The 14499-nt window shown below is 62.6% G+C and carries 6 protein-coding genes, 2 tRNA genes and 3 rRNA genes; 10 read left to right on the top strand and 1 reads right to left on the bottom strand.

The genetic code is table 11. The features are described 5' to 3' along the window. Nucleotides 1–440: 440 nt before the first annotated feature. From GJG85_RS30415 to GJG85_RS30395, 5 genes are all read left to right on the top strand, one after another. Complete coding sequence (locus tag GJG85_RS30415; protein ID WP_204384685.1) at nucleotides 441–1217, top strand: hypothetical protein; 777 nt, start codon at nucleotides 441–443, stop codon at nucleotides 1215–1217. 443 nt (nucleotides 1218–1660) lie between these two features. Continuing rightward, the gene (locus tag GJG85_RS30410; protein ID WP_050016601.1) at nucleotides 1661–2911 is read left to right on the top strand and encodes a DNA repair exonuclease; all 1251 of its coding nucleotides are present in this window, start codon (nucleotides 1661–1663) and stop codon (nucleotides 2909–2911) included. A gap of 3 nt (nucleotides 2912–2914) precedes the next feature. Then, nucleotides 2915–6385 carry a YhaN family protein gene (locus GJG85_RS30405; protein WP_089490177.1) on the top strand — a complete coding sequence of 1157 codons (3471 nt, stop codon included), beginning with the start codon at nucleotides 2915–2917 and terminating at the stop codon, nucleotides 6383–6385. Between the two features lie 120 nt (nucleotides 6386–6505). Then, nucleotides 6506–7030: an HD domain-containing protein gene (locus GJG85_RS30400; RefSeq protein WP_006489846.1), complete on the top strand. Its 525-nt coding sequence runs from the start codon at nucleotides 6506–6508 to the stop codon at nucleotides 7028–7030. 10 nt (nucleotides 7031–7040) lie between these two features. Then, complete coding sequence (locus GJG85_RS30395) at nucleotides 7041–7718, top strand: DUF429 domain-containing protein (RefSeq protein ID WP_050016598.1); 678 nt, start codon at nucleotides 7041–7043, stop codon at nucleotides 7716–7718. A gap of 150 nt (nucleotides 7719–7868) precedes the next feature. On the opposite strand, the gene GJG85_RS30390 is transcribed toward GJG85_RS30395, so the two are convergent. Next, nucleotides 7869–8339: a hypothetical protein gene (locus GJG85_RS30390; protein WP_050016596.1), complete on the bottom strand. Its 471-nt coding sequence runs from the start codon at nucleotides 8337–8339 to the stop codon at nucleotides 7869–7871. A 612-nt stretch (nucleotides 8340–8951) separates the two neighbouring features. Here GJG85_RS30390 and GJG85_RS30385 point away from each other — a divergent pair. The 5 genes from GJG85_RS30385 to rrf all read left to right on the top strand — a co-directional run bounded on the left by GJG85_RS30385 (nucleotide 8952) and on the right by rrf (nucleotide 14288). Then, nucleotides 8952–10484, top strand: a 16S ribosomal RNA gene (locus tag GJG85_RS30385). Nucleotides 10485–10546: 62 nt separating this feature from the next. Continuing rightward, nucleotides 10547–10623: transfer RNA gene (locus GJG85_RS30380), tRNA-Ile, on the top strand. Between the two features lie 91 nt (nucleotides 10624–10714). Further along, a tRNA-Ala gene (locus GJG85_RS30375) sits at nucleotides 10715–10790 on the top strand. Nucleotides 10791–11066: 276 nt separating this feature from the next. Next, a 23S ribosomal RNA gene (locus GJG85_RS30370) occupies nucleotides 11067–13948 on the top strand. Between the two features lie 227 nt (nucleotides 13949–14175). Next, a 5S ribosomal RNA gene (gene rrf, locus GJG85_RS30365) occupies nucleotides 14176–14288 on the top strand. Together the 16S, 23S and 5S rRNA genes with 2 tRNA genes alongside form the textbook arrangement of a ribosomal RNA operon. Nucleotides 14289–14499: the final 211 nt, after the last annotated feature.

The raw sequence follows: 14499 nt of genomic DNA, 5'->3' as shown, positions 1-14499 counted from the left end.
TAGTCGATGCCGGGACGGGGGGCCGCCGTCGTCCCGGTTACCGCATTGCCCGAGAGCGATACGTTGCCTTGTTGCAAGTCGTGCCGGCATCGAAACGTTATCTGCCGACTGTATTCGCGGATCGCGAGCGGTTGAAGTACCGAGCTTTGACGATGCACCCGCGCAGGGTCGCCCGGCAGCAACGCGCCCATCGGTGAGAAAATACCTCCAACGAATATCACCGAAGTGCCGCGCTCGATCAATCCCGGATCGACGGCCGACCCCTGCCCAATGCACGCGCGCCATGCTTAAATAGCAGGGCTCCCGACCGCCGGTCGCCGCGATGGCAGCGCCGGTCGGCACGGGCCAGCATGTCCGATCGACACCGTGACGACAGACGATACAAAAACACCGTTCCGGCGCGCCCGGCGCGGTCCGATAACATTCCGAGGCATCACGTCATGACCATTCTGTTCCGTCTTCTCGCGCTCGCCTGCGCGCTGTGGCTGGCCGCCTGTGCGGCGCCGCCCCCGCCCCCGCCGCCTTCCAGTACCACCGCGTCCGCTCCCGCACCGGATGCCAGCGAGCGCCGCGGGCTCGGCACCGCGTGGGGCGAGTCGGTGCGATCCGAAACCCGGCAGGTCGAATTCGAACGCGCGGATCCGGCGAATCCGACGGATCTCGCGTCGGTTTACTACAACGACGTGCTGCCCGGCCATCTTCCCGCGTCGCAGGTGCGTCGGCTGCCGACCCGCGTCGCGCTCGCGAACGGCGACATCGCGCTGTCGTTTACCGACGAGAAGGGCGCGCCGCTGCGTCTCGCGCGCCGCGACGGCCGCTGGCACATGGCGGGCGTCGAGGGATCGCGCTACATGATCGTGTTGCGCAACCAGGGGCGGCGCGCGTTCGAAGTCGTGTCGACGGTCGACGGGCTCGACGTGCGGTCGGGGCGGCCGGGCAGCTATACGAACGGCGGCTACGTGCTGTATCCGGGCCGCACGCTGACGATCGAGGGCTTCCGCAAGAGCCGCGACGAAGTTGCCGCGTTCCGCTTCGCGGCCGTGCCCGACAGCTATGTCGCGAATTCGAAGTACGGCGATGCCGCGAACGTCGGCGTGATCGGCGTCGCGCTGTTCGCGCAGAAGGAGAGCGACGAGGACGCGCTGCGCCGCAGCGCGAATCCGTTTCCCGGCAACGACAACGGCTATGCGCCGCCGCCGGTCCCGCGCGGCGAGTGAGCGCAGGTAGCCGGGCGCTCGCGTGCATCGTGACGCACGCGGGGCGAGCCTGTGTGCTTTCCTGCTGCCCGTTCAACGCCGTTCCCGTTTGGTTTCGCCCGACACACGATTCGGCGCGCGTCCGCGCTATTGGGCGATCGCGCGGCCATCATGTCGTGCGCTGCCCGTTCTTCAGCGGCGCGGTATCGCCGTCGCTCGCTCGTGCTGCGGCACAATGTCGGTTCGCATCGGTATCGCGTGCTTCCCCGTCATCCCGACCGACGGAGAGCGCATGTCGTTACCCGCTTTCAGGTACCATCCCGACCCGCTTGCAGCGGGCAGCATGATCCGGTCCGACGCGTGTCGCATGTGCGGCGGCAAGCCCGGCGGCTACCGGGACGACGCATGACGGCACGGCCCGTGCGAGCGGCGTCGCCCGTTCGCCATGAAACAGAGGAACCTTCGTGAAGTTCATCCACGCGGCAGACATTCACCTTGACAGCCCGTTGCACGGCCTGAGCGCGTATCCCGACGCGCCGGCCGCGCAGTTGCGCAACGCGTCGCGCGAGGCGTTGCGGCAACTCGTGGATCGTGCGATCGAAGAGGAAGTCGCGTTCCTCGTGATCGCGGGCGACCTGTACGACGGCGACTGGAAGGATCACAACACCGGCATCTTCTTCGGCCAGCAGATGGGGCGCCTGCGCAAGGCCGGCATCCGCGCGTTCGTCCTCGGCGGCAACCACGATGCCGAAAGCGAGATGACGAAGAAGCTGACGCTGCCCGACAACGTCACCGTGTTCGGCCACCGCAAGCCGGAAACCGTCAGGCTGCCGGAATTCGACGTCGCGCTGCACGGCCAGAGCTTCAAGGACAAGGCCGTCGTCGACAATCTCGCGATCGGCTATCCGGACCCGGTGCCCGGGCACTACAACATCGGCGTGCTGCACACGGCGCTTGAAGGCTACGCGGCGCATCCGAACTACGCGCCATGCACGCTGGCCGAACTGCACGCGAAAGGCTACGACTACTGGGCGCTCGGCCACGTGCACGAATTCCAGCAATGGACGGGCTCCTCCACCGTCGTGTTTCCCGGCAACCTGCAGGGACGTCATATCCGCGAGACGGGCCGGCGCGGCGCGGTGCTCGTCACGGTCGAGCAAGGCAGGACGCAGGTCGAACGTCTGTATCTCGACGTGCTGCGCTGGGAAGCCGTGTCGGTCGATGCGTCCGATTGCCTGTCGGTGGCCGATCTGTCGCGAAAGATCGGCCAGTCGCTGGAGGCGCTGTTGACCGTCGACGGCCACGTGCCGCGCGCGGTGCGCGTCACCGTCACGGGGCGCACGCCCGCGCACGGCCTCTTTTTCGGCCGCGCGCCGCAGTTGCGTGCGGAAGTGCTGAACCAGATCGGCATCATCGGCAACGAGCGGCTGTGGCTCGAGAAGGTCCGGCTCGCGACGTCCGCTGCCGATCATCAGCCGGGCGAGAGCGAGCAACTTGAAGCGCTGGAGGACCTGAAGCAGATCCTGGCCGATGCCGCGCACGATCCGGATTTCCTCGCGCTGCTCGAGCGCGACCTGAAGCCGTTCGTCGGCAAGGTCCGCAGCGACGTGAAGGAGGACGTGCCGCTGCTGACGATGGCGCGGGCGGGCGAGCTGACGGCGCTGGTCGAGCAGGTCGGGCCCGCGTTGCTCGCGCGGCTCGCGAGGGGGGAATAAGCGATGCGCATCAGTCAGCTCGATCTGATCAAGTACGGCAAGTTCACCGACGAGACGCTGCGGTTCCCGTCGGCCGCCGAGGATTTCCATGTGATCGTCGGGCCGAACGAGGCCGGCAAGTCGACGATTCGCACGGCCGTGTCCGAGTTGCTGTTCGGGATGAAGCTGCAGACGCCGCTCGATTTCCTGCACAGCACGCCCGAGTTGCGGATCGGCGGCGTACTGGAGAGCGGCACGGGCGAACTCGCGTTCCACCGTGCGCGCGGGCGCAGTCCGTTACGCACGCCCGCCGACGACAAGCTGCCCGACGACTATCTGGCGTCGATTCTCGATGGCGCGACGCGCGAATTCTTCGAGCAGATGTTCGGGCTCGATCACGGGCGGCTGGTCGATGGCGGCCGCAGCATTCTCGATGCATCGGACAAGCTCGGCCAGGTGCTGTTCGAATCGGCTGCCGGGGTGGGCAGCCTCGGGCCGGTGCGCGAGGAACTCGACGCGCGCGCGCTCGAATTGTGGGCGCCGCGTCGCAGCGGTAGCGCGTTCGCGCTGGCCGAAACGGCATTCAACGAAGCGGTGGCCGAGCTGAAGACGGTCCAGGTGCGCACGCGCGACTGGGTCGATCGCAAGGACGCGCGCGAAGCGGTCGAGCAGCAGATCGAGCAGGCGCGCGCGGAACAGCGCCGGCTCGAAGCGCTGCGCTCGAAGCTCGAACGCGTGCGGCGGCTCGCGCCGTACCTGAAGGAGCTGACGGTCAAGGACGCGGCGCTGGCCGAACTGGGCGCGGTCGTCGAGTTGCCGCCGACCGCGTATGCGGATCTGCTGAAGGCGCAGGGCGATCTCGCGGCCGAGCGGAAGGTGCTCGAGGAACGGCGTGCGGACCTGCTCGCGAAGCGGCAGGCGCGCGACGCGATCGCCGCGGACGCCGACGCGCTGGCGCTCGAAGCCGATATCGAGGCGCTCGATCGGCTGCGCGGCGCATGCATGAATCACGCGCAGGATCTGTTGCTGCTCGGCGCGGACGTCGAGCGGCACCTGTGCGCCGCGTCGTCGGCGGCCGCGCAGCTCGGCTGGCCGACGGACGAGGCGTCGCTGCGCGCCGCGTTGCCGACGGCGCTGTCGCTGAAGACCGTCGCGAACCTGCTGCGCGAACATGGCGCGCTGCACCAGGCGCTTGCCGGCGCGCGCGAATCGCTCGACGAACGCACGCGCGAACTGGCGCAGGTCCGCGAACAACAGGCGCGCCTGTCGACCGTCGACGTGCCGGAAGCGTTGCGCGCGGCGCTGGCCGACGCGCAGGGTTTTCGCAACAGCGGCCCGCGCGAGCAGGCGCTCGCGCACGACATCGCGGCTGCCGAACGCACGCTGTCCGGCGCGCTCGATGCACTCGGCCAATGGCGCATGCCGGTCGACGCGCTGCGTGCGCTCGACGTGCCGTCGGCGGCGCGGCTTGCCGCGCTGCTCAAGGAAGACAGCGAACGCGCGAGCGCCGTCGCTGCCGCGCGCGACGCGCGGGACGGTGCGCTCGAAGAGCTCGAGCGGCTTGAATTGCAGGAAAGGCATTTCGCGGAGAACCACAAGGTCGTCACGACCGCCGACGTGCTGGCGGCACGCGCGCGTCGCGATGGCGCGTGGGGCGATATCCGCCGCGGCGCCGTCGATCTCGTGACGGGCGCACCGGCGGTCGACGACGCGATTCGTCTCGCGGACGAACTCGTCGATGCACAGCTCGGCGCGACCCAGGCCGCGGCGACGCTGCAGTCGCTGCGTCAGCAGGTCGAATCCGCGCGTGCGGGCGTGGCGCGCCGGCAGGCCGCGCTCGACGAACGCGAGCGCGAACGCGCCGCGCATCGCGACGCCTGGGCCGCGCTCGCGACGGCGGCCGCGGTGCCCGGCATGCCGCTGGCGGCGATGGGCGACTGGCTGGCGAAGCGCGACGCGGTGTTCGCCGCGCAGGCCGATCTCGATCGCCAGCGCCGCGAATTCGACACGATGCGTGCTGCCCGCGCCGGCGCGGAAGCCGCGCTGCGTGCGGCGCTGTCGACGGTATCGCGAGGCGACGAGTCGGACGGGCTGGCCGCGCTCGTCGCCGTTGCCGAGACCTTCGTCCAGTCGGCCGAGAAAGCGGCCGCACGAAAGGACAGTCTCGACGATCGCGCGCGGGAAGCCGAACGCGGGTGCGCGACCGCGCAGTCGCGAGCCGACCTTGCACAAGCGGCTTACGACGCGTGGCAAGCGCAATGGCGCGACGCGCTGACCGACGCGAAACTGTCCGCGAGCGCGACGACGCTGGCCGCGGCGGAAGGCGCGCTCGGGCTCGCGAACACGGTGACGGCCGAACTGGCCGATGCCGACGCGCCGCGCAACCGGATCGCCGCGATCCGCGCTGAGCTGGCCGCGCTCGAGGCCGGCGCGCGGCGGCTTGCCGAAGCGCTCGCGCCGGAATGGCTGGCGAGCGGCGACTGGCCGGACGTGGCGCGCCGGCTGACGATGCGCCTCGCGGCCGCCAGGGAAGTCGCGCGGGCGATCGATCGTGCCGACGAGGCCGTGCGGCAGGCCGACGCCAAGGTCGCGGACGCGGCCGCCGCGGTCGCGGGCGCCGATGCGCGGATCCAGCCGCTGCTGCAACTGGCCGGCGTCGCGTCGATCGACGCGGCGCTGCCGTTGGCCGAGCGCTCGGATCGGCAGCGCCAGCTTCGGCAGGCGGTCGATGCCGCGCATGAAGCGCTGGTGCGCGACGGCGACGGGCTGTCCCGGTCCGCCGTCGAGGCCGAGGTGGCGGAACAGGACATTGCCGACGTGCCCGCGCATCTCGAAGCGGTGAAGCAGTCGCTCGGCGATGTCGGCAAGCGGCTGAACGAGCTGGCGCAGCAGCAGGTCGTGGCCGACCAGGCGTTCGGCGCGATCGACGGCCAGGCGAACGCGGCGGTTGCCGAGTCGAAACGGCAGGAGGCGCTGGCGGCGATGGGCGACACGGCCGAACAGTATCTGGAGGCAGCCACCGCGAGCCGCTTGCTGAAGTGGGCGACGGATCGCTACCGCGACCAGAAGCAGGGGCCGATGCTCCGGCGCGCGGGCGAGATTTTCGCGGGGCTCACGCTGGGCGAATTCGCGAAGCTGACCGTCGATACCGAGCGGGCGCCGCCCGCGCTGTATGCGCGCCGCACGAGGGGAACGTCGGTCGAGGTCGCCGGGCTGAGCGAAGGGACGCGCGATCAGCTGTTCCTCGCGCTGCGGATCGCGGCGCTGGAGTTGCAGCTCGGCAGCCGCACCGCACTGCCGTTCGTCGCCGACGACCTGTTCATCAATTTCGACGATGCGCGCGCGAAGGCGGGGCTCGATGCGCTGCGCGATCTGTCGACGCGCACCCAGGTGCTGTTCCTGACGCACCACGACCACCTGCTGCCGCTCGTGCGGGACGTATTCGGCGCGCGGGTCAACGTGGTCGAGTTGCAGCGCGCGCCGGCCGGCGCGTGATGCGCGGTATGCCGGAGGGTCGGTGCGCGGGAAGGGTCATCGCGTACAGGTAGTATGAGCAGTTCCGAAACGCATGCGGCCGGTTCAACGGTCGCGGGTCTGGCCACACGAGGGGGGAATATGAAGAAGCTGGTAGCCGCGATTGCGTTCGCGGCGGACAAGCATCGCAATCAGCGGCGCAAGGACGAAGAGGCGTCGCCGTACATCAATCATCCGATCGCGCTCGCCGACGTGCTGGCCAACGAAGCCGGCGTCGAGGACGAACGCGTGATCGTCGCGGCGGTGCTGCACGACACGGTCGAGGATACGGAGACGACCGAGCAGGAATTGCTGCGGCTGTTCGGCAAGGACGTGGCGGACATCGTGATGGAAGTCACCGACGACAAGTCGTTGCCTAAGGAAGAACGCAAGCGTCTGCAGGTCGAACACGCGGCCACCATCAGCCGGCGCGCGAAGCTCGTGAAGCTGGCCGACAAGATCTGCAACCTGCGCGACATCGCCCGGCATCCGCCCGCGGACTGGCCGCTCGAACGCAAGCAGGCGTACTTCGACTGGGCGAAGTCGGTCGTCGATCCGATGCGCGGCGTCCATCCCGGTCTCGAGGCGATCTTCGACACCGCGTACGCCGCGCGGCCGGCGGACTGACGCACGCGTTATGCGATCGGCCCGATCCGCCGCACGGCAATCGGCTGCCGTGGCGGGCGTCGACGTCGGCGGCGACAGGAAGCTGTGCGATCTCGTGATCCTGCGTGGGTCGACGGTCGTCTGCCGGGAAGCGCGGATCGTGCCCGAGTCGCTGCCCGCCCTGTGCCTCGCTCATGATGTCGTCGCCATCGGCGTCGACGCGCCGAGCCTGTGGTGGGCGGGGAGCGGCCGCCGCGCGGCCGAACAGGCGCTCGCGCGTGAACGGATCTCGTGCTTTCCGACACCGTCGCGGGCGCAGGCCGTCGCGAGCACGTCAGGCTTCTTCGACTGGATGTTCATGGGCGAGCGCGTCTACCGCGCGCTCGCCGGCGCCTATCCGCTGCTGACCGACGCGCGCTACGCGGGCGGACGCGTGAGCTTCGAAACCTATCCGTATGCGATTACCTGCGCGATGCTGGGCAAGGCCGTGGCGTCGGCGAAGCAGAAGCGCAACCAGCGCCGGCACTTGCTGGAGCGGCTGGGCATTGACGTATCGACGCTGCGTTCCGTCGATGCGCGCGACGCGACGCTGTGTGCGTTGACCGCGCAATACGTGATCGACGGGAACGCGCATGCGTACGGCGATGCGGCGGGCGGATACATCCGTGTGCCGATGGTGAGCGAGACGATCGTGCTCGATTCGCCGTAGGAGTGGCGTGTGGCTCTGCGCGGGATGATGGCGATCGCAGGGGGCGTTTCGTGAGGGGATGCGGCAGGCCCGGCGACGAAGAGGTCAGCTAGCGACTGTCGGCGGGCGTGGCGCGACGCCTCTGCATCGCGCGATTTCGGGTAAGCCTGCTCAATTCTCGAGGATGGATTTCGGCACGCTGGACAGGTCGCAGGCTTGCGCGTGTTCGAAGTAGCTGTCCGCATCGTCGATCATCACGACCGCGACGTCGATCAGCTCGTCCAGCCGTTGCAGCAGCGATTCGCGCCACTCGATGTCTTCGTCGCGTTCGGGCGCCTTGTCCAGCTGCTCGATGATCGAGTCGGCCGTCTGCAGGAACGGAATGGCCTGCTGATAGTTTTCGATCGAGACCAGCGCCGCATTGCGTGCGCCGACGAGCCGCTCGCGATGCGTGTCGGCCAGTTCGGATTCGCCGCTGATGCGCGGCAACATGTCCGAGATGCGTTGCAGAAGCGGCGGCACCTGTTCTTCCAGCAGGATCGCGCGTTCGCGCAGTGCCGCATATTCGTCGCGAAGGTCGCTGTCGCCGGATTGAGTCGTGCTGTCCATCATCAATATGAGTGCGTGGTTCGGTCGCGGCATGATACTCGACCGCGCCCGTTTCCTTGCTTGTTCCGCGTCCTCTTATATAGAAGGGAAGCGGCGCCTTCGTCATATCTTTGGAGGGCGGCGGGCGTTGCGTTTTACGGTCCGTCGAGCCAGAAGCCTCCGTACGCGCCACCGCACGGAGGCTTTTTCAAACTTTCTTCACAAAGGGCTTGCGCGGATGGGGGCAGGTGCTTAGAATCACGCCTCTTTCGCGCTAACGGAAACGCGGCGCGGAAGGAAGGGAAGCGGTGCTGTTGGGGTTCGGTCGTAGCGAGCCTTGGCGGTACAGGAAGTTGAGCCCCGCAGTCGCAACGATGTAGTGTAAAAAGTTGTTGACGAGCTGCGAAACACGGTTCATAATCTCGCTTCTCTGCTGCTGAAAACGCAGCGCTGCCGGGAAACACGAAGTTCCTCGCAGAATGCTCTTTAAAAATTAACAGCCGATAAGTGTGGGCGCTTGATGGAAGCGAGCTGATCCTCGGATCAGATAGCGAAAGTATCAAGAGTCTCACACTAAAGTAAGTCAGGTTTATGAAGTGATTCATATTCCTGTCAGCTTTGAGTGAGCGACCGGTTCTTAACCGAACCGAAAACAGTAACAGGTTTGAACTGAAGAGTTTGATCCTGGCTCAGATTGAACGCTGGCGGCATGCCTTACACATGCAAGTCGAACGGCAGCACGGGTGCTTGCACCTGGTGGCGAGTGGCGAACGGGTGAGTAATACATCGGAACATGTCCTGTAGTGGGGGATAGCCCGGCGAAAGCCGGATTAATACCGCATACGATCCACGGATGAAAGCGGGGGACCTTCGGGCCTCGCGCTATAGGGTTGGCCGATGGCTGATTAGCTAGTTGGTGGGGTAAAGGCCTACCAAGGCGACGATCAGTAGCTGGTCTGAGAGGACGACCAGCCACACTGGGACTGAGACACGGCCCAGACTCCTACGGGAGGCAGCAGTGGGGAATTTTGGACAATGGGCGAAAGCCTGATCCAGCAATGCCGCGTGTGTGAAGAAGGCCTTCGGGTTGTAAAGCACTTTTGTCCGGAAAGAAATCCTTGGCTCTAATACAGTCGGGGGATGACGGTACCGGAAGAATAAGCACCGGCTAACTACGTGCCAGCAGCCGCGGTAATACGTAGGGTGCGAGCGTTAATCGGAATTACTGGGCGTAAAGCGTGCGCAGGCGGTTTGCTAAGACCGATGTGAAATCCCCGGGCTCAACCTGGGAACTGCATTGGTGACTGGCAGGCTAGAGTATGGCAGAGGGGGGTAGAATTCCACGTGTAGCAGTGAAATGCGTAGAGATGTGGAGGAATACCGATGGCGAAGGCAGCCCCCTGGGCCAATACTGACGCTCATGCACGAAAGCGTGGGGAGCAAACAGGATTAGATACCCTGGTAGTCCACGCCCTAAACGATGTCAACTAGTTGTTGGGGATTCATTTCCTTAGTAACGTAGCTAACGCGTGAAGTTGACCGCCTGGGGAGTACGGTCGCAAGATTAAAACTCAAAGGAATTGACGGGGACCCGCACAAGCGGTGGATGATGTGGATTAATTCGATGCAACGCGAAAAACCTTACCTACCCTTGACATGGTCGGAATCCTGCCGAGAGGCGGGAGTGCTCGAAAGAGAACCGGCGCACAGGTGCTGCATGGCTGTCGTCAGCTCGTGTCGTGAGATGTTGGGTTAAGTCCCGCAACGAGCGCAACCCTTGTCCTTAGTTGCTACGCAAGAGCACTCTAAGGAGACTGCCGGTGACAAACCGGAGGAAGGTGGGGATGACGTCAAGTCCTCATGGCCCTTATGGGTAGGGCTTCACACGTCATACAATGGTCGGAACAGAGGGTTGCCAACCCGCGAGGGGGAGCTAATCCCAGAAAACCGATCGTAGTCCGGATTGCACTCTGCAACTCGAGTGCATGAAGCTGGAATCGCTAGTAATCGCGGATCAGCATGCCGCGGTGAATACGTTCCCGGGTCTTGTACACACCGCCCGTCACACCATGGGAGTGGGTTTTACCAGAAGTGGCTAGTCTAACCGCAAGGAGGACGGTCACCACGGTAGGATTCATGACTGGGGTGAAGTCGTAACAAGGTAGCCGTATCGGAAGGTGCGGCTGGATCACCTCCTTTCCAGAGCTTCTCGCAAAGTTGAGCGCTCACGCTTATCGGCTGTAAATCAAAGACAGACTCAGGGGTCTGTAGCTCAGTCGGTTAGAGCACCGTCTTGATAAGGCGGGGGTCGTTGGTTCGAATCCAACCAGACCCACCATTGTCTGACGTGTCGGTGATCGTTAGCGCTTTAGCGCTTACGAGCAGCCCATGCCGATAGGCTGTAGTACCTGAGGTCATCTGTACTCAATGGGGGCATAGCTCAGCTGGGAGAGCACCTGCTTTGCAAGCAGGGGGTCGTCGGTTCGATCCCGTCTGCCTCCACCAATCTTCAATGACAAGCGTTCGAACGAAGCGTCGTGCGAGCCTTTGTCATTGGCGATTGAGCCAGTCAGAGCGGTACGAAAGTATCGGCTGTCGTTCTTTAACAATCTGGAAGAAGTAAGTAATTTGGATAGCGGAAGCGTCTCGAGATGGACGTGAAAGTTATCCGGGTTGTGATTGTATCGATGTATCTCAAGATGATTCGAACTCCATGTTCGACTCAATTGGAATACGGCACAACGCGAGAACTCAACCTGTAACGAGACAGACTCGTTATAGGGTCAAGCGAACAAGTGCATGTGGTGGATGCCTTGGCGATCACAGGCGATGAAGGACGCGGTAGCCTGCGAAAAGCTACGGGGAGCTGGCAAACGAGCTTTGATCCGTAGATGTCCGAATGGGGAAACCCGGCCCTTTTGGGTCATCCTGGACTGAATACATAGGTCCAGTGAAGCGAACGCGGTGAACTGAAACATCTAAGTAACCGCAGGAAAAGAAATCAACCGAGATTCCCAAAGTAGTGGCGAGCGAAATGGGATGAGCCTTGCACTCTTTATTTGTATTGTTAGCCGAACGCTCTGGAAAGTGCGGCCATAGCAGGTGATAGCCCTGTAGGCGAAAACAGTATGAAAGAACTAGGTGTGCGACAAGTAGGGCGGGACACGTGAAATCCTGTCTGAAGATGGGGGGACCATCCTCCAAGGCTAAATACTCGTGATCGACCGATAGTGAACCAGTACCGTGAGGGAAAGGCGAAAAGAACCCCGGGAGGGGAGTGAAATAGATCCTGAAACCGCATGCATACAAACAGTCGGAGCCTCGCAAGGGGTGACGGCGTACCTTTTGTATAATGGGTCAGCGACTTACGTTCAGTAGCAAGCTTAACCGTATAGGGCAGGCGTAGCGAAAGCGAGTCCGAATAGGGCGTTCAGTTGCTGGGCGTAGACCCGAAACCAGGTGATCTATCCATGGCCAGGATGAAGGTGCGGTAACACGTACTGGAGGTCCGAACCCACTAACGTTGAAAAGTTAGGGGATGAGCTGTGGATAGGGGTGAAAGGCTAAACAAACCTGGAAATAGCTGGTTCTCTCCGAAAACTATTTAGGTAGTGCCTCGTGTCTCACCTTCGGGGGTAGAGCACTGTCATGGTTGGGGGGTCTATTGCAGATTACCCCGCCATAGCAAACTCCGAATACCGAAGAGTGCAATCACGGGAGACAGACATCGGGTGCTAACGTCCGGTGTCAAGAGGGAAACAACCCAGACCGCCAGCTAAGGTCCCCAAATATAGCTAAGTGGGAAACGAAGTGGGAAGGCTAAAACAGTCAGGAGGTTGGCTTAGAAGCAGCCACCCTTTAAAGAAAGCGTAATAGCTCACTGATCGAGTCGTCCTGCGCGGAAGATGTAACGGGGCTAAGCTATATACCGAAGCTGCGGATGCGAGCTTTGCTCGCATGGTAGGAGAGCGTTCCGTAAGCCTGCGAAGGTGCCTTGTAAAGGGTGCTGGAGGTATCGGAAGTGCGAATGCTGACATGAGTAGCGATAAAGGGGGTGAAAGGCCCCCTCGCCGTAAGCCCAAGGTTTCCTACGCAACGTTCATCGGCGTAGGGTGAGTCGGCCCCTAAGGCGAGGCAGAAATGCGTAGCTGATGGGAAGCAGGTCAATATTCCTGCACCATTGTTAGATGCGATGGGGGGACGGATCGCGGAAGGTTGTCCGGGTGTTGGAAGTCCCGGTCGCTGCATTGGAGAAGGCGCTTAGGCAAATCCGGGCGCGCAATTCAAGGGTGTGGCGCGAGCTCCTTAGGGAGCGAAGCAATTGGAAGTGGTTCCAAGAAAAGCCTCTAAGCTTCAGTCTAACGATGACCGTACCGCAAACCGACACAGGTGGGCGAGATGAGTATTCTAAGGCGCTTGAGAGAACTCGGGAGAAGGAACTCGGCAAATTGGTACCGTAACTTCGGGATAAGGTACGCCCTTGTAGCTTGACTGGCCTGCGCCAGGAGGGTGAAGGGGTTGCAATAAACTGGTGGCTGCGACTGTTTAATAAAAACACAGCACTCTGCAAACACGAAAGTGGACGTATAGGGTGTGACGCCTGCCCGGTGCCGGAAGATTAAATGATGGGGTGCAAGCTCTTGATTGAAGTCCCGGTAAACGGCGGCCGTAACTATAACGGTCCTAAGGTAGCGAAATTCCTTGTCGGGTAAGTTCCGACCTGCACGAATGGCGTAACGATGGCCACACTGTCTCCTCCCGAGACTCAGCGAAGTTGAAGTGTTTGTGATGATGCAATCTACCCGCGGCTAGACGGAAAGACCCCATGAACCTTTACTGTAGCTTTGCATTGGACTTTGAACCGATCTGTGTAGGATAGGTGGGAGGCTATGAAACCGGAACGCTAGTTTCGGTGGAGCCGTCCTTGAAATACCACCCTGGTTTGTTTGAGGTTCTAACCTTGGCCCGTGATCCGGGTCGGGGACAGTGCATGGTAGGCAGTTTGACTGGGGCGGTCTCCTCCCAAAGCGTAACGGAGGAGTACGAAGGTACGCTAGGTACGGTCGGAAATCGTGCTGATAGTGCAATGGCATAAGCGTGCTTAACTGCGAGACCGACAAGTCGAGCAGGTGCGAAAGCAGGTCATAGTGATCCGGTGGTTCTGTATGGAAGGGCCATCGCTCAACGGATAAAAGGTACTCTGGGGATAACAGGCTGATACCGCCCAAGAGTTCATATCGACGGCGGTGTTTGGCACCTCGATGTCGGCTCATCTCATCCTGGGGCTGTAGCCGGTCCCAAGGGTATGGCTGTTCGCCATTTAAAGAGGTACGTGAGCTGGGTTTAAAACGTCGTGAGACAGTTTGGTCCCTATCTGCCGTGGGCGTTGGATATTTGAAGGGGGCTGCTCCTAGTACGAGAGGACCGGAGTGGACGAACCTCTGGTGTACCGGTTGTCACGCCAGTGGCATCGCCGGGTAGCTATGTTCGGAAGAGATAACCGCTGAAAGCATCTAAGCGGGAAACTCGCCTTAAGATGAGATATCCCTGGGGACTAGATCCCCTTGAAGGGTCGTTCGAGACCAGGACGTTGATAGGTCAGGTGTGTAAGCGCAGTAATGCGTTCAGCTAACTGATACTAATTGCCCGTAAGGCTTGATCCTATAACAAGTCTGCCTTGTCGATGATCGTTAGTGCTTCAGCACTTACGAGCATCCCACGCAGAGCGTCGAGCAGCGAAGCTGATCGATGCGGCGCGCCGGTTGAAGTACCGGCGACCTGCGTAGCAAGACGAGACAAGTTGAATTCTCGTGTGTGATACACACAACCTAAATTACTGCTTCTTCCCAGATTGGTTCTGTTGGCCACGCCAGCAGGACAACCCCCTTTGCCTGATGACCATAGCGAGTCGGTCCCACCCCTTCCCATCCCGAACAGGACCGTGAAACGACTCTACGCCGATGATAGTGCGGATTCCCGCGTGAAAGTAGGTAATCGTCAGGCTCCCTTAGCCAGAAACCCCCGCCCGACAAGGCGGGGGTTTTTGCATTTCGGCGGCGGAAATGTTCGGTGTGCCTCGCGACACGAGCTGGGGCGTAAACGGCGTTATCAGGCCCGCTGGCCGGACTGATCCAACTCCGCTGTTTCCGCTGCAACCTCTGTTACCGCAGTCGGTAGCTCAATCCCATCAATTGCACGCGGTGAGCGATCTTGC

It is taken from the genome of Burkholderia sp. MS389, assembly GCF_016899425.1.
Lineage (GTDB): Bacteria > Pseudomonadota > Gammaproteobacteria > Burkholderiales > Burkholderiaceae > Burkholderia > Burkholderia sola.
The sequence above is the reverse complement of the archived record's forward strand: the minus strand, read 5'-3'. Positions and strand labels throughout refer to the sequence as shown.